This window comes from Leptospira haakeii (assembly GCF_002812045.1).
GTDB lineage: Bacteria > Spirochaetota > Leptospiria > Leptospirales > Leptospiraceae > Leptospira_B > Leptospira_B haakeii.
Genome location: NZ_NPEG01000001.1, coordinates 754,904 through 776,262, shown reverse-complemented (window position 1 = coordinate 776,262; position 21,359 = coordinate 754,904). Strand labels below are relative to the sequence as shown.

General features: G+C 39.3%; 13 protein-coding genes. 10 read left to right on the top strand and 3 right to left on the bottom strand.

Annotation, left to right across the window (positions count from 1 at the left end; genetic code table 11):
• Window positions 1–124: 124 nt before the first annotated feature.
• From acs to mtnP, 5 genes are all read left to right on the top strand, one after another.
• Window positions 125–2,092 carry an acetate--CoA ligase gene (gene acs, locus CH377_RS03680; RefSeq protein ID WP_100722445.1) on the top strand — a complete coding sequence of 656 codons (1,968 nt, stop codon included), beginning with the start codon at window positions 125–127 and terminating at the stop codon, window positions 2,090–2,092.
• On the top strand, window positions 2,089–2,886 hold the full coding sequence (locus tag CH377_RS03675) for a cobalamin-binding protein (RefSeq protein WP_100722444.1): 798 nt from the start codon (window positions 2,089–2,091) through the stop codon (window positions 2,884–2,886). Before acs ends, CH377_RS03675 begins: the two co-directional genes overlap by 4 nt.
• Before the next feature lie 66 nt (window positions 2,887–2,952).
• Window positions 2,953–4,548: a methyl-accepting chemotaxis protein gene (locus tag CH377_RS03670; protein WP_207797587.1), complete on the top strand. Its 1,596-nt coding sequence runs from the start codon at window positions 2,953–2,955 to the stop codon at window positions 4,546–4,548.
• Between the two features lie 61 nt (window positions 4,549–4,609).
• Complete coding sequence (locus CH377_RS03665) at window positions 4,610–6,199, top strand: methyl-accepting chemotaxis protein (protein ID WP_100722442.1); 1,590 nt, start codon at window positions 4,610–4,612, stop codon at window positions 6,197–6,199.
• Between the two features lie 79 nt (window positions 6,200–6,278).
• Complete coding sequence (gene mtnP, locus CH377_RS03660; RefSeq protein ID WP_100722441.1) at window positions 6,279–7,142, top strand: S-methyl-5'-thioadenosine phosphorylase; 864 nt, start codon at window positions 6,279–6,281, stop codon at window positions 7,140–7,142.
• Here the strand turns inward: mtnP and CH377_RS03655 are convergent.
• Complete coding sequence (locus CH377_RS03655) at window positions 7,133–7,990, bottom strand: alpha/beta hydrolase (RefSeq protein ID WP_100722440.1); 858 nt, start codon at window positions 7,988–7,990, stop codon at window positions 7,133–7,135. The genes mtnP and CH377_RS03655 overlap by 10 nt on opposite strands.
• On the bottom strand, window positions 7,987–9,348 hold the full coding sequence (locus CH377_RS03650) for an alkaline phosphatase D family protein (RefSeq protein ID WP_423789907.1): 1,362 nt from the start codon (window positions 9,346–9,348) through the stop codon (window positions 7,987–7,989). Before CH377_RS03650 ends, CH377_RS03655 begins: the two co-directional genes overlap by 4 nt.
• Window positions 9,349–9,410: 62 nt before the next feature.
• Here CH377_RS03650 and CH377_RS03645 point away from each other — a divergent pair, with 62 nt between their 5' ends.
• Complete coding sequence (locus CH377_RS03645; protein ID WP_100722439.1) at window positions 9,411–11,213, top strand: methyl-accepting chemotaxis protein; 1,803 nt, start codon at window positions 9,411–9,413, stop codon at window positions 11,211–11,213.
• Between the two features lies 1 nt (window position 11,214).
• Here CH377_RS03645 and CH377_RS03640 read toward each other — a convergent pair whose 3' ends face one another.
• Window positions 11,215–15,144 carry a PAS domain S-box protein gene (locus CH377_RS03640; protein WP_100722810.1) on the bottom strand — a complete coding sequence of 1,310 codons (3,930 nt, stop codon included), beginning with the start codon at window positions 15,142–15,144 and terminating at the stop codon, window positions 11,215–11,217.
• Between the two features lie 145 nt (window positions 15,145–15,289).
• On the opposite strand from CH377_RS03640, the gene CH377_RS03635 reads away from it, so the two are divergent.
• The 4 genes from CH377_RS03635 (at window position 15,290) to CH377_RS03620 (ending at window position 21,342) form a co-directional block, all read left to right on the top strand.
• On the top strand, window positions 15,290–18,280 hold the full coding sequence (locus tag CH377_RS03635) for a DUF2339 domain-containing protein (protein ID WP_100722438.1): 2,991 nt from the start codon (window positions 15,290–15,292) through the stop codon (window positions 18,278–18,280).
• The gene (locus CH377_RS03630; RefSeq protein ID WP_100722437.1) at window positions 18,270–19,154 is read left to right on the top strand and encodes a M48 family metallopeptidase; all 885 of its coding nucleotides are present in this window, start codon (window positions 18,270–18,272) and stop codon (window positions 19,152–19,154) included. The genes CH377_RS03635 and CH377_RS03630 overlap by 11 nt, the downstream gene beginning before the upstream one ends.
• Window positions 19,155–19,262: 108 nt before the next feature.
• Window positions 19,263–19,946 carry an SIMPL domain-containing protein gene (locus CH377_RS03625; protein ID WP_100722809.1) on the top strand — a complete coding sequence of 228 codons (684 nt, stop codon included), beginning with the start codon at window positions 19,263–19,265 and terminating at the stop codon, window positions 19,944–19,946.
• A 238-nt stretch (window positions 19,947–20,184) separates the two neighbouring features.
• Window positions 20,185–21,342: a hypothetical protein gene (locus tag CH377_RS03620; RefSeq protein WP_100722436.1), complete on the top strand. Its 1,158-nt coding sequence runs from the start codon at window positions 20,185–20,187 to the stop codon at window positions 21,340–21,342.
• The last annotated feature ends 17 nt before the right edge of the window (window positions 21,343–21,359 follow it).

Here is a 21,359-nt window from a genome sequence, read left to right as displayed (position 1 = left end):
GAGAATTCTTTTTTTACATAACAGGCGCGATTTTAAATAAAAAACTCTCCTAAATGTGGGTTAGAGAATGAGTGGACAGTACGGAAATTAAAAAGTTTCGTATTCGATTGCGAAGGAATAAGCCATGTCGAAAGAAAGAATCGTCCAGCCGTTCGCTAATTTCAAAAAAACAGCGAATATCAACCTCAAAGATTATAAGGCATTATACAAAGAATCTATAGAGAATCCTAAAAAGTTTTGGGCCCGAGAAGCTTCTACTCGCCTTACCTGGTTCAAAAAATGGAATAAGGTTTTAGATCACGATTTTAAGAATGCAAAAGTAAAATGGTTCGAGGGAGGCAAGATCAATGTCTCTTATAATTGCCTCGACCGTTATATAGATACTCCTTTAAAGAATAAAGCCGCGATCATCTGGGAAGGTGATAATCCCCAAGAATCCAAAACTTATACCTACTATGATCTTTATCGTGAAGTGAATAAGTTCGCAAACGTTCTCAAAAATTCAGGCATCCGAAAAGGTGATGTGGTAATGGTTTACCTGCCGATGATCCCTGAACTTGCTATTACAATTCTTGCATGTACTCGTATTGGTGCAATCCACTCCGTTGTATTCGGAGGTTTTTCTCCGGAAGCTCTACAAAGTAGGATAGAAGATTGTAAACCAAGATTGATCGTAACTTCCGATGGAGGTTATAGAGGTGGTAAAAGTCTGGATCTGAAAAAGGCAGTAGATACGGCTTTAGATCAGTCTTCTGAAAAGGTAAATAATGTCATCGTTGTTAGAAGGACCGGACAAGAAACAGAACTGAATTGGAAAGAAGGAAGAGATCGTTGGTGGCATTATCTAATGAATGACCCAAATCTTCCTGCATATTGTAAACCTGAACAAATGGATTCGGAAGATCCTTTGTTCATTCTATATACTTCTGGTTCTACCGGAAAACCGAAAGGAGTTCTTCATACGACTGGAGGATATCTTTTAGGGGTCAATATGACCTTTCATTATGTTTTTGATATCAAACCTACGGATACATATTGGTGTACCGCCGATATAGGTTGGGTAACAGGTCATAGTTATTTAGTGTATGGGCCACTTTCAAACGGTGCCACTTCTATCATGTTTGAGGGAGTTCCTACTTACCCTGATGTGGGAAGATTCTGGGATGTGATCGATAAACACGGAGTCACAGTATTTTATACTGCACCTACTGCAATTCGCTCTTTAATGAGAGAAGGAACAGATCCTATCGAAAAAAGAAACCTAAGCTCCCTCAGATTGATTGGATCCGTAGGAGAACCGATCAATCCGGAAGCATGGGAATGGTATTTTAAACATGTTGGAAAATCCAAATGTCCTATCGTAGACACTTGGTGGCAGACGGAAACCGGAGCGATCATGATCTCTCCTTTGCCTGGCGCAATCGCTCAAAAGCCGGGATCTGCAACTCTTCCGTTTTTCGGGGTACAACCTGTTCTTTTAGATGATGAAGGAAAAGAAATCAACTCCAAGGGAGAAGTTTCAGGAAACCTAGCCATCAAATCTCCTTGGCCTTCCATGATGAGAGGAGTGTTTAAGGACCCGAAAAGATTTTTCGATACCTACTTCTCTATTTATAAAGGTTATTATTTTACAGGAGACGGGGCAAGAAGAGACAAAGACGGATATTATTGGATCACCGGTCGTGTGGATGATGTGATCAATGTATCAGGCCATAGGATCGGCTCCGCAGAAGTAGAAAGCGCACTTGTTGAAAATCTTTCCGTAGCAGAAGCAGCCGTTGTAGGATTTCCACATGATATCAAGGGCCAGGGAATTTATGCTTACGTCACAGTGAAAGAAGGTGTAACTACAAATGATTCTCTTAAAAAAGAGCTGATCGCGACTGTGGAAAAAATGATTGGGAAGATCGCAAGACCTGATGTGATCCATTGGGCACCTGGACTTCCTAAAACCAGATCCGGAAAAATTATGAGAAGGATCTTACGTAAGATCGCCTCAAGTGAGTTCGAAGGTTTGGGAGATATATCTACCTTAGCTGATCCAAGTGTAGTGGAAAAATTAATAGATGATAAGAAGAAGTATCACAGTTGAGTAAAATCGGTCCGCAAAGAATCGTATGTTTAACTGAAGAGACTACCGAACTTCTCTATTTATTAGGAGAAGAAGAACGAATCGTAGGCATCTCAGCATATACGGAAAGACCCCCTCAGGCAAAAGAAGAAAAACCTAGAGTATCCGCTTTTATTAACGGAAACATAAAGAGAATCAAGGAGCTGGATCCGGATCTGGTCATTGGTTTTTCGGATATTCAGGCACAACTTTCTCACGATCTAGTAAAAGAAGGACTGAATGTTCTGATCACCAACCAAAGAAGTTTGGAGGAAATTTTCCAGACCATTATGATGGTGGGATCATTAATCGGAAAATCGGAGCAGACTTCTAAACTTGTGGAATCGTATAAAAAAAGATTAAACGAGATAAGAGAACGTTCTTCTTCTAAACCAAAACTTAAGGTGTTTTTCCAAGAATGGGATCATCCGATTATCACAGGAATCAGATGGGTTTCCGAATTATTGGAGATTGTAGGAGCAGTGGATTCTTTCGGCCATTTGAAAGAAAAATCCTTGGCCAAAGACAGGATCATAAGCCTTCATGAAGTAGCTGATGCAAAACCGGATTTGATCATCGGAAGCTGGTGTGGAAAACCTATGGACTTCGAATGGGTACGCACCAGGGATGAATGGAAAGATATTCCAGCGATCAAAAACGACAAAATTTTCGAAATGGATCCTGCGATCATTTTGCAACCGGGACCTGCCTTATTTGAAGAAGGTATCCTGGAAATGGATCGGATCTTAGAAGAAGTGAGAACCTCTCTTTCTTAAGTTCCGGATACAATATTAGGCGAATTTAATAAATTAAAATCTGCCGGAAGGTGAATGATGAATTCCATGGTAAATTCCGCGATCTCTAAAGAATCGTCTATAGCAAAAATCTGGACGAACGGTGCTATCGTTATCAACCGGATCCGCTTAGGACTAGTGGTTCTTTTTATCCTAACTCTGATCGGAGTTTCTAAAACAAACCATCCTACTCAGGTAATTGCTCATTCTGTAGGAACAGGTTTGATGGCACTGTATTGTATCTTTGAATTTTTCCTAGCGAGAGGTGGAAGGGTTGGGATCAGATTCCAAAAGACATTAGTGATTTTAGATGTGATCATCCTTTCTGCGATCATGGCAGCTGATTGTAGTATAAATGCGATCGTAGCAAGAGATACGATCGCAAATATGATCTTATTCTTCATTTATTTTTATATAATGATCTACTCCTCCTTACTGGGAGAGAAAAAATTCGTACTTCTGGTTGGCCTATTAACTGCTATCGGAGTCGCAATTGCTCTTTACGTAGGCTGGAAAAGTGGACTGGTATTAACTGAGAATGCAAGCAAGTCCAAAGATCCTGATACCTTAATTTTCTCTGTTCAGATCGTAAAGATCGGTTTTATGATCACTGCGAGTGTGATTTTATACCAATTGATGAGACTATTCGAAAACCTGACTACAGAAGGTTCCAGATTATTCGGAGAGTCCCAAGTATTTTTAACTCAAATCAAAGATAACCAAAACATCATTCGCAACTCAGCAGAAAACTTAGAAACCTCTATCAAGGAATTTGCAGGTTATATCGCAAGGACTGGGGAAAAGATGGAATCTCAGGCCGCAGCCTTGGAAGAAGTTAACGCGGTATTAGAAGAACTTTCTGCTTCTTCTATCAATAATACTCAATCAATCGAAACTCAAAACGAAGGTATTTCAGGACTAGCTTCTAACTCTCAAAAGCTGGGCGGGATTATTGGAGATATTACGGAATACAGCGAAACTCTTTCTGTATTTGCAGAAGAGAACAAAGCGGATATGGAGAATGTTACCATTGCCGCTGAAAAAACGAATTCTTATCTCGCTGATATCGCAAATTCATTCAATAGAGTAGACGAGATCAACCAGATCATGGGGGAGATTGCAGATAAAACAAACCTTCTCGCATTAAACGCGTCTATAGAAGCGGCAAGAGCAGGTGTCGCAGGAAGAGGATTTGCAGTAGTAGCAAATGAGGTCAGCAAGCTTGCTGACTTCACTTCTGAAAACGCGAAATCTATTTCTTCTATTGTGAAACAATCCCAAAGTTTTATCAATGAAGCAAAGGTTGCTTCCGCAGAAACCGGAGATCTGACTGAAAAACAAAAAGTCAAATTGATCCAAACTACTGATCGTATTGTCCAAATGAACGAGCTCTATAAAGAGCAAAAGTCCATTCTTAAAAGTTTCTTAAATGAGTTGGATACGATCAAGTCTGCTTCCACTGATATTCTGGAATCTACCAAGGAACAAACTCTCGGCCAGAACGAATTAATGAAAACAATGAGCCAGTTGGAAAAAGACATAAACGAGATCAGTGAAGAATCCACCAAACTGAACACTGAGATCGACAAGATCAATAGTCAGGCCTCAGAGTTAAGAATACTGAGCGGACATTCTTCCGAATAAAAGAACAGCAACGTTAGTCTGATTAGGGAAATTCCGTCTATTTATCTCAGTCGAGGTAAGAATGGAAACTTCCCATCTAAAAACGGAGTCCACGATCCTACAGATCTGGAAGAATGGTGCCATCGTTATCAACAGAATACGATTGGGTCTAGTCTTACTTTTTATCATTTCTTTAGCCGGAGCCTATAAAAGTTTCCAGCCTTTACAGTTTCTGGTCCATGCGGGCGGCACAGCTTTTATGGGTCTTTACTGCATCTTCAATTTTGCAGTGAATCGTAAAAGGAATATGTCCATCGGATTCCACAAACTTTTTGTGTTATTCGATGTGAATGTTCTAAGCGCCACATTGATCTTAGATACTTTTGTGTCTCCTGATGTGGCGGCTGGAACTTTAAAGAACGTCGTATTATTCTTCATTTATTTTTACATAATGATCTACTCCTGTCTTTTAGGAGAAAGGATCTTCGTTTTGATTGTGGGGGCATTCTCCACTGCAGGTGCTATCATTGCTCTTGTATGTGCACTCCAGAACGGAGCAGGCTTCGTAATGGATCCGGAAGCAGCAAAACTTCCTTATAACCTAAGTGCCTCCACAGAGATCATCAAAATTGCATTCATATTTGTTGCGAGTGTGATACTCGCTCAATTAATGAGATTATTCTTAAGGTTAACTGTAGAAGGAAACCGGCTTTACACAGATTCCAAAGACTTACTCGAAAAATTAAGTGAGAACCAAACAATCATTAAGGATTCTGCAATTAGTTTGGAAGATTCTATCGTTAAATTCGCTCAGTTCATCAATCGGACTGGAGAAAAGATGGAGTCTCAAGCTGCTGCTTTGGAAGAAGTAAATGCAGTATTAGAAGAACTTTCCGCTGCTTCTACAAATACTTCCAGATCTATTGAATCGCAGAATGTTAGTTTGAGTGAACTTGCGGATGATTCTAAAAAGTTGGGAGAAATAGTTTCGAATATTACAGGTTATAGCGAAGCACTTTCTACATTCGCAAATGATAATAAAGCGGATATGGAGAATGTTACCATCGCCGCGGAAAAAACAAAATCCTATCTGGCAGACATCGCGGGTTCTTTTGACAAAGTAGATCAGATCAACCAGATCATGGGAGAAATTGCGGATAAAACAAACCTTCTCGCATTGAACGCGTCTATCGAGGCGGCAAGAGCAGGAGAAGCTGGAAGAGGATTTGCAGTAGTGGCAAACGAAGTAAGCAAGCTTGCAGACTTTACCTCAGAAAACGCGAAATCTATCTCTGCAATCGTAAGGCAATCCCAAAGTTTTATACAAGAAGCAAAGAGCGCTTCTGCAGAAACGGGTGATCTGACTGAAAAACAAAAATTTAAGATTCTGGAAACTTCTGATAGGATCGTCCAGATGAATAAACTTTATCTGGAACAAAGAAACATTATCCGAAAGTTCTTAAGTGAATTAGAAAGTATCAAATCCGTTTCGAACGAGATCCATGAATCCGAAAAAGAACAATCCTTGGGTCAAAGGGAGATGATACGGACCATGTCCCAATTAGAAAAAGATATCAATGAGATTAACGAGGATTCAGCCAGCTTAAACTCAGAGATTGATAGGATCAAAACAAAGGCTTCTGAACTAAAAGTATTGAGCGATAATTCCTAAAACCTTTTCATTTCCTTCTTCTTTACAATCGGACCCATATTTCGATATATGGAATTTATTCCGATTGAGAGGAGAAGATATGGGGACTAAAGTAAAAGCTGCAGTTATTGGAGGCACTGGTCTCTATAGTCTGGATGGAATGGAACTGGTCGAAGAAGTCCTTCCGGAAACTCCTTGGGGTAAACCTTCCGACACGATCAAGATCGGAAAGATCCACGACAAATTAATCGCATTTCTCCCTCGACATGGTGTAGGGCATTTTATCATGCCTCACGAAGTTCCTATGAAAGCGAATATCTGCGCTCTTAAAATTTTAGGCGTAGAAGAAATCGTAGCATTCAGCTCTGTCGGAAGTTTAAGAGAAGAGATCAAACCTTTGGACTTCGTTCTTCCAAGTCAGATCATAGACAGAACAAGAGGAAGAGAGTCCACATTCTTCGGAAAAGGTGTGGTCGCCCACGCTCCTTTCGCAGATCCTTTTTCCCAAAATTTAAGCGATCGAATTAATAAAGCTGCAGCAAAAGTAAATCTTCCGATCCATCAAAATAAAACTTTGGTTTGTATGGAAGGTCCTCTATTCTCCACAAGAGCAGAATCCCATATGTATCGTTCTTGGGGCGGTGATATCATCAATATGAGTGTTCTTCCGGAAGCTAAACTTGCAAGAGAAGCTGAGATTGCTTACCAAATGGTCTGTATGTCTACGGACTATGATTGTTGGAGAGAGAACGAAGAAGCAGTCACTGCCGAAATGGTAATGGCGAATTTAGGAAAGAATGCAGAGAATGCTAAAAAACTTTTGAGCGCTTTGATCCCTTCTCTTGGAAACGGAGATGATCTGAGCCTCAAGAATAGCACTAAGTATTCTATCATCACCGCTCCTGAACGCAGAAATCCGGATACTGTTGCAAAACTGAAAGTATTATTCCCAGATTACCTCTGAGAGTTTGATTTTCTTCGGTTTAAGTGAACCGACTCTAAAATATTGACCAATCCCTTTTGGTATTCTGGAAAGAAGGAGAGATTATTATGATTTCCTCCTTCTATTTCCAGAAATTCTATTTTAACCCCTGATTCCAAACCAGTTTTAAATAATATCTTACCTTGCCTGAATGGAACGATCTCATCTTCATTTCCATGTATAATTGTCGTAGACGAATGCAATTTTCCAATTTTGTCCTCAGACTTAAGAGAATAAGCCAAAAACCATTCCGGCACAAATGGATAATATTCCTTTGCTAGATCCGCTAAAGAAGTATAAGGAGTTTCTAATATAATATAACCAGGATTTGTTTTGGTTCCCAAATCCACCACTACTCCGGTTCCGATGGATCTTCCATAAAGAATGATCTCGTTCTCTTTTTTTAATTTATTCGTTTTCAAATATTCGTACCAACGTTCTGCATCCTGGTACATTCCCTTCTCGGTTAGTTTGGCTCTACTTTTACCATAACCCCTGTAATCGGTCATGAGAAGGTCCCAACCTCTCGGAACAAAATCCTCTGCAACACCTCCCCAACTCCTTAAACTTCCAGCGTTTCCATGAAAATACAGAACAGTACCTTTAGAAGGCCCTTGGGCAGGAAAGAATAATGCATATATCTTCTCTCCGTTTTCCAATTCCAAAGAAACTTCCTGAAACGTATAAGAAAATGAGAATTGAAAATCCTCGGGCAGAATTTCCGGGAAGAAGATCAGCTTGTCCTGATTCGAATACAATAACCCCAAAAGCCCCAGAAAAATGATGAATATGACCGAGAGAAGATATAACATAAACTTTTGGATTTTCATTTGGCCTTTATATCCCTGGACCAAAGTTCTATTCCGGAAGAATCAAAAACTCTAAACAATAAGCTCCTTTGTTTTAAAGGACCCGTAATTTCTATTGTTCCAAAATTTCTTTTATCATCTACCATTGTACCTTCGACCCTTAAAGGGTTTTTTTCGGTAATAGGTGCATGTGTAGAAGAAGTTAAAGGTGAAACTGTAAAATCATATACAGGATATTCGAATCCTTCCTGAATATATGATAATTCCGTAAAGTGTCTATCTCCTGTCAAAAATATCAGGTTTTTTATCTTCAATTTGGAGATTTTGGAAAGAAGTTTTTCTCTTTCTTCAGCATATGTAGAATAATTTTCAAAAACGGATAACGGATTTAAGACCTGGCCACCAACTACCACGAACTTAAAAGTTGCCTTAGAGAATGCTAAACCATTCACAAGCCAATCCAACTGCTCTTCTCCGAAAAATGATCTGGATCCTGTTTTATTATCATTTGCAGTCCTGAAGCTACGATCATCCATCAAAAAGAATTGCGCATCTCCCCAAGTGAAAGAACCATATATTCCTTTTTTCGAATAGTTCGGGTTTGCCCAAAACAATTTAAAAATTTCTTCTGCGGTAGCTCCCATCCAAAAGGAAGCATCTCCATCATTGGGTCCCCAATCGTGATCATCCCAAACCGCATAATGATGAACATTTGCGAGTAATGGTTGGAGTTCAGCCAAGGATCTTTGCTCAGTATAACGATAAATGAAACCCGTCCTAGATTCCCAATCAGGCTCCCTTAGATAAATATTATCCCCCATCCAAAGCATGAAGTCTGGTTTTTGAGTAGAGATGGATTTGTAGATAAAATATTCCCCTCCATATGGTTTTGCTTGTGTATCATATTTAGGGTCGTTAACGAATGCACAACTTCCCAAAGCAAATTTGATATCGGGAGGTCCGCTTTGTTTGCCTATCCAAATTGGTTGCGTTCTAAATTTTTGTTCCGACTTAGGTTCTTGGAATTTTCCATTTATATAAATTATATATTCGTATATTTTTCCAGGCTCCAATACGTCAGCGATCAGATGGGCAACATTGCCTTTATGATGTTCAGTATTCACTTCACGAGTTACATGGCTTTGTTCCGGACTTCCGGAAATAAAATATTTCGCATATACTTTAGAAGGATTCTTAGTCTGGACCCATATCTTTACTTCTTTATGAGTCGAGTAACCTAACATAGGCCCCGATTGGATACTAGAAGGCGAAGCTGTGTCGGTTGACTGACTTTTTCCATAAATTGCAAAATCGATGTAAAAGAATCCAAACAGTAAAATCAACAAAGAGGTGGATGATAAAAGCAATCTGCGTCTCATTGTCATGAAATATCTTGAAGCCTTAGGCTTCTTTCAAATCAAAAAAAAGGAAAAGAACGGAAATGACGAGGGGAGAATCTAGAAAACTCAGATGGAGACTTACCTTAGGCCTAGAACTATTAACTTCAGTTCTTGCCGTCCCTTTAGCTGTTCTATTCATTATCGCTGCTGGAGCATATGACTTCAATAAGGCGATCGCGTTGATCGGATCCTCTACAGTCGTATTAACCACCTCTTATTTTTTCCCTACACTCCGATTTTTATATTTAGGAAGGCTTCTATCCAATCTGGAGCCAAATAATTGGGAAAAATTAAACACAAAAGGTAAGGTGGCAGTTAAGAAAAGACTTCTGAACTTCCCCCTTTTAAATACTGGATTTTATATCGTGCAGTGGAGTTACGGAATTCCTGCGGCCTGGAAAATGATGCACCTTTTCTTTATCCCGGAATTTTTTGAGTCTGCTCCATTCTTACTCTTACCTCTGATCATTTATCCCACCTTAGGGATCTCTCATTTCTTTTTAACTGAGTCAGTACTTTCAGAAGTATTGGAATCGGACAGATTGAACGGACTTTCTTTAGAAGAGAAAGATATTCGCAAAGTATCAATCTTCGTAAGAATTATTTCTACAATCGCATCAATTGCCCTACTGCCCGTCGTAATTTTCGGTTATCTATTAGTCGAGGAGACATCCGGTTGGCTAAAGTTGGGAGATGTCACCTTAGCTCTTTCTCTCACTATACTTTTTATGGTGATCACCCTCACTATTTCTTCCTACCTATTAGCTTCTAGCATTCGTAGGAACTCCAAAAATATGATGAACGCATTTACCGAGATGTCCCAAGGTGAATTGGATATCCTACTTCCTATGGTTTCTACAGATGAGTTAGGAAGAAGTAGCAAAATGTTAAATGATTTCGTGAAAAGACTTAGAATCGTCGTTAAAACGGTAATCAAAGAATCAGAAAAACTTTCACAAAGCTCCAAGGTACTGGAAGAAAAAACAAAAGATCTTTCTATAAAAATGCAAGAGAATGCTGCTTCCACAGAACAAATGAGTTCAGGAGTAGAAGAAATTGCAGCATCCATTCAATCTACTTCTTCTAGAGCGGAAAGCCAGTCAAGCACCGTGGAGCAGGCGACTGCTTCTCTTGCCGAACTTGAAGATAGGATTCGTAATGTTCATACTTCCCTTATGGATACCAAAAATGATGCGGAAAGAATGAGATTAGAAACTTCTAATGGAGAATCCGCATTACAATCCACTCGAGACGCAATGGCAGAGATAGAATCCAATACTGCTAAGATGGAAGCGAGCGTGAATGTAATCCATGAGATTACTGATAGGATCGGACTTCTTTCCTTGAATGCAGCCATCGAAGCTGCCCGCGCAGGAGAAGCAGGGAAAGGTTTTGCAGTAGTAGCTCAGGAAATTTCCAAACTGGGAGAACAAACCCAAGAGAATGCAAAAAGAATTCGTACAACATTGGCGGAAGCAGTAAAGGCAACCAACTCAGGAAGAGAAGTTCTAGGAAATACAGAAGTCGCTTTCCGAAGAATAGGTGACACTGCTCAAAATACTTCCGAAAGAATTTTGCAGGTTTCTTCCTTATCCGAATCACAATTGGTGGCAAGCGCTCAGGTAAAAAATGCATTTTCCGAACTGATCCGATCTGCAGAGGAAATTCGAAATCACACTAAAGAACAGTCACAAACTTCTTTAGAATTTTCTAAAACGATCGGAAGTATTTCGGAAGCTACTGAATTTCTGAACGGTATAGTAAACGATATTGATTCTCTTGCTGAGAAACTTGCTCATCAGGCAAGCTCTTTGAAAAAAGAAGTGGAATTCTTTAAAACCTAATTTAGGTCTTAGGAAGAAGTACCTTAAATACTGTCTTTCCTGGCTTGGAGTTGAATTCTATTCTTCCTCCATGTTTTAGAACGATCCTTCTGGAAATGTCCAGACCTAAACCGCTTCCCTCTCCGGGAGCTTTGGTGGTATAAAAAGGATCGAATATTTTAGACTTAATATCGGCAGGGATACCCGGACCATTATCTGAAACCAAAACGGAAACATCAGAGTCGGAATCCAAAATCGAAATTTTGATCTTACCTTTAAACTGCATGGCCTGAAGGGAATTGTAAATTAAGTTTGTCCAGACCTGGATCAAATCATCCGGATAAGCATGGATGATCGGCCTTGCTTGGAAGTCCAATTCTACTTCGACTCCATTTTTAATCTGGTTATGATAGATTGTAAGTACAGTTTCTATATTCTCTGCAAGGTCAGTTTCGATCTTACCTTCCCCGGAATCGATATGAGCAAAACTTTTAAGAGCATAAACTATCTTAGAAGTTCTATCCACAGCTAAACGAATGGATGCAGCATTCTTATATGTTTGTATCTCTTCGATGGCGAAATCGAGGAGCGCAAGATTTGTTTTAGCTTCAAAAATTTCAGGGAATTCTTCGGTAGAATGGTATAAACCTACATCCATCAGCCTGTCTGCAAGATCGTATGAATTCTCAAAACCGAGCTCGCTAAGAGTATTCTTTAATTTTTTGAGAACGTTCCTTCTCTCTTCTCTTGAGACCTGAATTTCTTTATTAGAAATTCCTGCACGAATAAACTCGGATAATCGTTTAATATAACTTGGTTCTGCTTCGGCAAAGAATGGACCCAATTTTTTCAAACGTTCAGGTGAAGAATCTAAATAGGCCCTTAATTCACCGCTCAAAGCAGAAATTGCTCCTAACGGGTTATTGATCTCATGAGCGATACCCGCGACTAACTGTCCAAGCGCCGCCATTTTTTCGGAAAGTATAAGTTGGTCCTGGGTTTTTTTCAAATTATCCAAAGCGGAAGCCAACTCTGAAGTTCGGATACGAACAGCATTTTCTAGTTCTTCTTTAGCTTCTCTTCTTTCAGAATTTAATATTAGCTGTGTGACTTGTTCTGCAACTGTGACTACGAACTGTTGCTCGAAACCTTTCCATCTACGAAGAGCGCCTCTATGCTCTAAACAAATGGCTCCGTAAATCCCACCCCTTAAAAAGATAGGAGCATTCAACAAGGATTGGATTTTAAGAGGAATACTATAAGACTCCGCAAACTCAGATGTTCTTGGATCATTCAGCACATCGTATGCATCTATTAATCTTTCGGTTTTCATAGATGCAAAATATTTAGGATATTCTTTTAAATCCATAGTATCTGGATCTAAATAAGACAGAAACTTTTGGTCCCAGCCTGAAACCAAAGACCAAACAGTTTTTTCCTTATCAGAAAAAAGCCATATAGACGCCCGATCACAATCTAAAGTTTCTGTGCACATTTTGACTATATTATTCAAACCTGCAGAAATATTACCCGAGGCAAAATCAGGGTCAGTCGCCATATTTAATAGAACTCTTGCTTGCTCGGAGAGTTTTAAATTCTCTTCTTCTTTTTCTCTGGCCGCGGCCTTTCCTGCAGTATTATCCTTTGTGATCGCAACGATTACAGGTCTTCCGGCTAAGTTCATAATACGGCCCGAAAAAATTGAATCCACACGAGTTCCATCTTTTCGAATAAAAGGAATATCAAGATCTCTTAATATACCTTCTTCTTTCATCCGACTGATCAGATTTTTTTTGACGGTAGGATCGGGCCAAAGCCCCATATCTATGGAGTCTTTTCCTATCGCTTCTTCCTTTGTGTATCCGAATAATTCATAAAACATTGAGTTCACACTGATATACTTACCTGTTTCCAGGTCGGAAATACAAATAGTGTCCGGATTTAAATCGAATACTTTTTCGAAAAGGTCTTTGCTTTCTTCTAATTGGAGAAGATACTGATCTCTTTCTTGTTCTACTTTTTTCTTATCAGTAACATCGATAAGAAGTGCAAGAAGCATCATCTTATCCCCGATCTTAAATACTCGGTTACCTGAAATTACGTGTCTCTCGGTATTGTCGGATCGGTTGATGGTAGCTTCTATATTTTTGGACCAACCGAATTCCTCTAATTCTTTACGGATCTTTGCCCTATCTAAAGGACCTTTCCATATCCCCAACTCGAAGGAAGTTTTCCCTATGATCTCTTCTCTTGTGTATCCGATCAGTTCGCAATATTCTTGGTTGATCTCCCTGTAAGTTCCGGTTTCCAGATCGGAAAGAGAAACTGCGGCAGGATTCATCTGGAAAATTTTCTCAAAGAGTTCCTTATTATGCCGGACTTCAGCGTTTAATTTCCGGGTTTGTTCTTCTGCTTCCAGACGTTCTCTAATATCCGTTGCAAGAGAAATAACATGAGGTCGCCCATTTAATTTAACGATCCTTCCAGAATACAGAACTGGGATCCCAGTTCCATCTGCAGCTCGAAACACTGTTTCGATATTACTTACCTCACCTTTCTCGTCTAACTGGCTATAAATTTCACTTCTTCTTTCAGGATCGTAATCCCAAACTTTTATATCAGTGGTAAGTTTTCCGATTACTTCCGCTCTTTTAAGTTTTATGACTTCCAGAAATCTTTCGTTCACATCTATGATCTTTCTTGAAACCAAGTCTGTAAGAACTACCGCAGAAGGAATTAGCTGGAATAATCTTTGGAAAAGTTCCTTACTCTTTTCAAGTTCTGAGGCAAGATTTTCCAAGTCTGCTTGTGCTTCTTTGATATGAGTGATATCGTGACCTACAGCTAAGATCTTTTTTTCTCCACCAGCTTCTATCACTCTAGCTGAGAACAGAATAGATCGGACCTTTCCGTCCGCTGTGCCCATCTTCACTTCTAGATTATCTACTGCGCCTTTTTGGATTAGAAGCCCACGGATAATCTCTCTATCACTTAGATCGTAATAAACTCCTAGATCTGCTGGGGACTTACCTATGATCTCTTCGTTTGTTTTTCCAATGAGGCTTAAGAACAGATCGTTTGCATCTAGATAAGTTCCATCAGCTTTAGATAAAGTGATAGCGGTCGGGTTCAACCGAATGATCTGATTGAGTATTTCTTGGTTCTCTTTTAGTTCGTCTAAAAGTTTCTGTTTTTCTACTTCTTCTTTTACTCTATCTGTGATAGGGACTGTGATCGTAAGTAGCTTTAAAGAACCTGCATATTCAATAGGGTGAGCGGAGAAGAGTCCCCAAAACTCTTCCCCTAGTTTATTCGTAAAACGTAATTCTATATCTCGGACAAAGCCTTCTTTTTTGATAGCCTCTACTATATCCGCTCTACTTTTTGCAGAACTCCAAAAGCCGAGTTCTAATGCACTTTTTCCTACGATTTCATCCTCAGAATATTTTACCTGAATACAAAACTGTCTGTTTACTTTTAGATACTTACCTGTTTCGATCTCTGTGATCGCCATAGGTAAGGGATTCATATCGAAAAACTTTTCGAGAGCTCTCCATCCTATTTCCGGATGAGTTATATCTTCTTTAGAAAGTTCACTTTGTTGTTTTGGAGAACGAATATGGATCCAAGTTGTAGTTTCAGTGTCGGTCTCTCCTTGGATCTTAAAACCTTGGCAATAGAATGTCCTGATCTCTTTACTCTTAAGTAAAAAGTAACCCAAGTACCAATTGGTTTTTTCTTCTTTTTTGAGATTTTCAAAAATCCCGTTTCGAATATCAGAAATCAGATTAAAATCGATCTCTTTCAATTCTTTCGAAGAATAACCCAAGATCTGCAATGCAGCAGGATTTGCTTCGATCAGATTTCCGGAAGCAGAAAATACAAGTACACCGTCCCCGATCCTTTCGAAAAACTGCCTGAGGATACCGAGCTGTGAAAGGGAAGATTCCAAACTTTTATCACCGAGGGAATAAACCCTCAAATACTAATGGACTAAATAACGCTAGAAACTACTTTTCTAAAACTTTCATTTTTTTTCCAAAATTCAAGAAAGTTGTGATCCTTAAGGACACGTTACTCGAAAAGGCCTACCTACTATGGAATTTCTCATCGGTTTATTAGCATTCTTTGCCGGCGTATTTTACCTTATCATTCCGTTCGTCTTACTTTCCAAAATCAACGGACTTCTGGAAAGGATCCAAGATCTTGAGAACCTATTAAAGGAAAAGGGACCTTCTACCCTTCCCGAAACTCAAACAGAAAAGAAAAGGCCACCTATCAAAGAAGAAAAACCTATTATGGTAAAGGAAACAATCCCTGAAGCCAAAAGAGAAGTTCCTTCTTCCAAGCCGGTTACGAAAGCTCCAAAACCTGCAGCAGTACCTCCGACTATTATAAAACAAGAACCTCAACTAGTAGCTAAAAAATCTGAGGCTTGGGAAAAATTCGAGAAACAAATCGCGAATAATTGGACCGGGATCTTAGGAACAATCATACTCGTGATGGGTGTTGGATTCTTAGGAATTTATGCCGCCTTGAACATGTCTCCATTCTTTAGATTCCTAATGGTATTAGGGATCGGAATTGGCTTATTCGTTATTTCCATACTTCTAATCAAAAAAGAATTCTGGGAGCAGATTGGATATTGGATCCGAAGTGGCTCAGGTGCAGTCATATTATTCTCTTGTATCGCCGCAGTTTCCGTTCCAGGAATGAAATGGATAGAGTCTGAGTTTTACGCACTCATCTTAGTCATTGTCGGAATTTTAGTGAACCTGGGACTTGCTTGGCAAACTTCTCAACAAAAGTTTGCGAGCCTTCATATCGTATTAAGTTTAATCTCCCTGGCAATACTTCCACTTAGCACTTTGATCTTCTTCTTAGCAGTTGGAGTTTCCGCTTTCAGTGTGATATTATCTTATAGAAGTAAATGGGAATTTCATTTAATACAAACTGCAATCTCCTTTCTAATTTTAAATTTTCTTTATAAAGGACATTTCACAGAACAACTGTATGTTTTGAACTCCCCTCATTCTAGGACCTGGGGAATTTTAGGAACTCTTGTTGTTGGAATTCCATCCATTTTAGCTCATTATAGAAAAGTATATTCTTCCGCGAGTATACAACGACTTCCTTTTATCACTCACCTTATCATTTGGGCCGGGATCGGATTAGGTTTATCAGTTTATTCCACTGGATCTAAATGGAATCCTCCTGTATTGATCTCCGTTTCTATAGGATTATTTTTTTGGGCAAGAACTGCTCGAGAAAAATTAAACATACGCTGGCTTTACCTTACTGACACTTTAGTGTCGTTGGCTCTTGCTTCTATTGGAGTAATATTACTCACTCGATGGGAAGTGGACCTATTCCTGATTAACGTATATGTTTCACTTCTGTTTTCTATCTTCTTTGTCGTGAGTGCTGAAGAAAAAGAAAATCTACTGAAAAATATAGGAGCAGTCCTACTTCATATTTCTTGGATTTGGTATATTCTTCTTCTGATCGTAAAATACTTCGGCGGCGTCCATCTAGGATCCTGGCCAATCGTTATTACTACGATCGTGATGATCATTCTTACATTCTTGGTCCAATTCTATGATGAGATAAGAAATAAGGAAAATTCTACCGCAAGCGATGATGTTTACGGAGTAGGAGGAGATGATAGAATTTCTCCTGCTGGGCTTTTTTCAGGTCTATTAGCATCTGCCATTTGTTTTCAATTATTCGATTGGAAACATTCGGAGTTGTATCTTCCTGCATTCGGAGCCATTTTGTTGGTTATTCGACAAAACAGAAATTGGAACGGTTTAGGAGTAGGAATATTCTTCTTTGTTGCCGCATTACACTTCGAGGTGATTTATAGGATCTATTCTTTAGAAAGATGGGAAGTACTACTTAGAGATCTTCCTACAATTTTATTCTGTTTCTTGATGATCCCTCTTTCTAAAGTGAAATTAAGCCCGGACAAGATCAGGTATTTCTCTTCTCCAGGGGCAGTACTTCTTTCTTTACATATCGTATTCTTAGCATATTGGGCTACCCAGAGTCTTTCTCCATTCTTACCGGGAATACTCTGGCTTCTTCTTTCCTTGGTGTATTTAGAAACCAAAAACTTTTTCTCAGAAAGAGAGAAGGAATGGGAAAACACTTGGAAATCCTCCATCAATTCTGCAGGACCTGTTTGGCAATTTTTCGCACTAACATTCGTGGGATTGTTTTTAGGAGCTCATATTCTAGTTCATTTACAATCGGAACTATATGTAGGAATTTTCAAGATCAGATTCCTGATCCAAGCGTTAGCCATCGGAGTATTTTTATATTGGGCCAAAAGTCCAAATCTTAAAAAAGAAACTCCAAACTATTGGAATTCTCTTTTGCCGTTGTTCTGGGAATTAACCGGAATATTTATCACCGCGATCATCGCATTAGAAATTCCGAATACATGGCTACCGGTTGCCTGGATCGTTTGGGCATTCTTCCTAAATCAGATCAGTTTAAAAACTTCTTGGGAAATTTCCAGGTTTAGATTTTATTCTCTTTGCTTTTATTGGCATTCTTGTATTCATGTGGCGTTCATTTCCAGTTCTGCACTGACTCCTTCTGAATACTGGGCTAACCAAGAATGGTTGGGCGGATTAGTCGGGATCGTATTACAAATTGTTTACTTAGTTAGGATCCAACTCCTTCCTCCATTCCAAGGCGTTGAAGCAGAAGGTTATCCGGGTAAGATCAGAAACCTCTCCGAAAAACTGGATCAAAGATCGGATTACACCATATTCTATCCTTTGTTTGCAGCTGGAGCATTTTTCCTATTCTGGAGTTTTGATTCTTCTTTATTAACTCTATTATGGATGGTAGAAGTGTTCATCGTTTTCTCAATGGGACTCATTTTGAAAAAAGAACATTTCCGTTATGTGTCCTTGGTAGCAATGATCATATGCCTGCTTAGATTGATCTTCTGGGATCTTTCTCAATCTTCCACGATCACTCGTGCTTTAGTATTTTTGGGAGTGGGGGGAATACTAATCCTGATGAACACTCTTTACAGCAAATTTGGCAACAAGGAGAAAACAGATGCTCCGTAATCGATTATTATTCTTCGTTATTCTTTTAGCATCAGGAGCCGCCATCTCATTTTTGGCCATCAAGAGTAAGGCAAATGTAGAAATGCCCGCCACTCTTTCTCCTGCATTTCAGTTATTAGGAAAACCGATCAAAACCTTGGATCGTTCTCTTACTAAGCTTATGCCGATCAGCGATCTGGATGAGAAAAAACTGGGTGATTCAGTCGCATTACGCTACGAATCCTATGCGGATGAAAAAGACCCGGATCTGATCTATTTAAGGAGCCTGGTTTCCAATCTTACTGTAGGGAAAGATAAAAGATTCGAATACAGGATTTTTATAATGGATTCTTCCATTCCGAATGCATATGCAATGCCTGGAGGGGTCTTATTCGTAACCAAGGGACTTCTCTCCATGGTTAACTCGGAAGCGGAATTGGTGGCGGTAATCGGACATGAAATTGGCCACGTAGAGCTTTCTCATTGTATGGATATGGTTAGAGGAGAATTATTAGCGAAGAAGATCGGCGCTTCTACTTTAGGAGAGCTCGCAGATTTAACTGCAGCAATACTTCTAAAGCCTTCTTTTGGCAAAAACCAAGAAGATGAAGCTGACTCCTACGGTTACGATCTATTGCTCAGAGAATATTATGATCCATTTGCAATGGGAAGGACCTTCCTTAAACTGCAGGAAGCAAGCGGTGGAAAGGAAAATGTTTCTTCTCCTATCCAAGAATATTTTATGACACATCCTTATCTTTCTCATCGTTCCGAAAAGTTTACGGAGAAGGCAAAAAGAGAAGAAGAAGGAAAATATTATGTAGGAAAGAAGAACTTAAAAAAACGGGTTAGCCGTTACCAAGACGAACTCGATAAAGAATTCGTAAAGTACTGAGAAATTCTTCTTACAAATTTCAATTTTTATAACTTGGAATAAAATCTAAAAATCCGAACCATTCGGGAATTTTCCCGAATGGAAAAAGGTCCTACCTTCGGAGTTTTTATGAAAAAAATATTATTCGGGTGCATATTATTATTCGCTAGTATAGGTTCCACATTTGCAGAACCGGAAAAAGTCCTGATCGTTAGCGGATTCTCCAAAGTTGCAGTTCCAGCAGAATTAGTAGAGATCCGTATCGGAATTGAAACAGAATCGAAAACGGCAGAAGAGGCTCATGAGAGAACTTCTTCAAAGACCGATACTCTAGTTAAATATCTTAAAAAGCAGTCCTTACTTTCATTACAAACAGAAGTAATCCGTCTGCAAACAATATACGAATATCCTAAATCTGGAGGACGACAGATCAAAGGTTATGTAGCGTCCAATACAGTTTTAATAAGATCTAAAGTAGAATCTGCCGGCAAACTAATTGATGAGTCCATACAAAATGGAGCGAATCAAATCATAGGGATCCGATTGCAGGCAACGGATGCAAATTTAGAAAAGGCTTCTCAAGAAGCTTTGCAATTAGCAGCGAAGGATGCTCGTAAAAAAGCTGATATAATTCTCTCAGCACTCGGTTTAAAATTTAAGGATTTTGTAGAGATAAGAGCCGACTTTCAAGAAATTTCTGAACCACTTCCTGTGATGGATGGTTTTCAAACTATGAGCGCAAAATCTTCGACTCCAATCGAAGCTGGAAATTTATTTCGTGAAGCAAAGATCTTATTGAAGGTTTCTTATTAAAAAAACAGTAAATAAGTGAAAAAAATCTGTCTTTTCAATCGGTTATATGGGTATGGTATTTATGGATTGTTACCTAAGTACCAATAACCCGGTAAATAGTTAACATATATCCAATTCTCTTCACTATTCTCACTACGTGAGCGGCCCTTTCGGGGGCCGCTCCGGTCTTTTGTTTTTTTCCTTGCTCTCTTCCTGAATAATTGGTGTTTTGGGAAAAAAATTATTACTCTGGCACCTCATGAAAAAAAAGATTCTAGCTTTATTGGCAACTTACCTAGTTTGCTTTTCTTTGTTTGGACAAACACCTCCGAACAATCAAAGGCAGCCTAAAAATCAACCTACGAACAACCAACAACAACCTCAGAACCAAGCTCCAATCGGCGACACCGGTTCTTCTTCTTCATCCTCTTCCTCAAGTAATAGCAGTTCATATGGAAACGGTTTATTACATATTCTAGAATTAGATGGAGTCGCAGGAAGTCTGAATCAAGGCGGACCTCAATCTATTAACGGAATATTAAATAGTGTAAGGATTGCTGGAAGCGCATTAGGTGGAACTCCTGAATTCTTCAAAGAAAATAGTAAAACTACTCCGAGCGGAGGATTTCCTAAGATCAGATATTCTCACCAACTATCTGATAATATGTTCATAGGTATCGTGGCTTCTTTGGGAGAAAAATCCACAACGGAAACCACTACTACCAGTACTTCCAATAGATACACCACCGATAAAATTACCACAACCACTAACGAATGGAAGATAAAATACGGTTGGGGACCTCTGAACTTAAACACTTCAAATAACGTAAGTTACGAATTTTCAATCGGTTATGGACAAGCAAAGACTAGTGGAGATTATTCCAACTTCGGGATCAAACTTCCGGGTTTCAGTTCAGGAAGTTCGGATGGAATTTCTGGATATGCGATCGGATTCGGAGATCTTAGATATAATATCACCACTATCTCTTTGGATTACGGTGTGGCTGTTCCTATCTCAACTTGGTTAAACTGGTACTTCCGAGGAGATACAAGCTTCTTCTGGGGAACCTTATCCTTGAGTTCAGCTCAGATAGGTATAGACACTGGATCCACAGCGGGCGCGTATAACGGTTTAGACTTTAACGCATTCAAATCAAAAGACGGATTTTTTGCGGGTGCTTCCGGATTTACAATGACTTTCGAAACAGGCTTCGTAATTAAACCTTTCGAAACATTCGGTATCCGATTCGGTGGATTCTACCAGCTTACCTATTTCAGTGTAGGAGAAGTAAAAGGACCTTCGATCTCTGGAGGCCAAATCGTAGAAGCAGGTGCAGTGCCTAACCTTAGCTCTACTACCGACAACGAACAATTTGGAAACTATGGCGGAACCATAGGATTAGTTAAGAATCTATAATATTCTTCGTGATAGAA

Excerpts from the sequence above, each read along its gene's own strand:
- CH377_RS03665 (WP_100722442.1), top strand. The coding sequence starts at position 4,610 with ATGGAAACTTCCCATCTAAAAACGGAGTCCACGATCCTACAGATCTGG.
- acs (WP_100722445.1), top strand. The coding sequence starts at position 125 with ATGTCGAAAGAAAGAATCGTCCAGCCGTTCGCTAATTTCAAAAAAACA.
- CH377_RS03655 (WP_100722440.1), bottom strand. The coding sequence starts at position 7,990 with ATGAAAATCCAAAAGTTTATGTTATATCTTCTCTCGGTCATATTCATC.
- mtnP (WP_100722441.1), top strand. The coding sequence starts at position 6,279 with ATGGGGACTAAAGTAAAAGCTGCAGTTATTGGAGGCACTGGTCTCTAT.
- CH377_RS03645 (WP_100722439.1), top strand. The coding sequence starts at position 9,411 with ATGACGAGGGGAGAATCTAGAAAACTCAGATGGAGACTTACCTTAGGC.
- CH377_RS03620 (WP_100722436.1), top strand. The coding sequence starts at position 20,185 with ATGAAAAAAAAGATTCTAGCTTTATTGGCAACTTACCTAGTTTGCTTT.
- CH377_RS03635 (WP_100722438.1), top strand. The coding sequence starts at position 15,290 with ATGGAATTTCTCATCGGTTTATTAGCATTCTTTGCCGGCGTATTTTAC.
- CH377_RS03650 (WP_423789907.1), bottom strand. The coding sequence starts at position 9,348 with ATGAGACGCAGATTGCTTTTATCATCCACCTCTTTGTTGATTTTACTG.
- CH377_RS03625 (WP_100722809.1), top strand. The coding sequence starts at position 19,263 with ATGAAAAAAATATTATTCGGGTGCATATTATTATTCGCTAGTATAGGT.
- CH377_RS03670 (WP_207797587.1), top strand. The coding sequence starts at position 2,953 with ATGGTAAATTCCGCGATCTCTAAAGAATCGTCTATAGCAAAAATCTGG.
- CH377_RS03630 (WP_100722437.1), top strand. The coding sequence starts at position 18,270 with ATGCTCCGTAATCGATTATTATTCTTCGTTATTCTTTTAGCATCAGGA.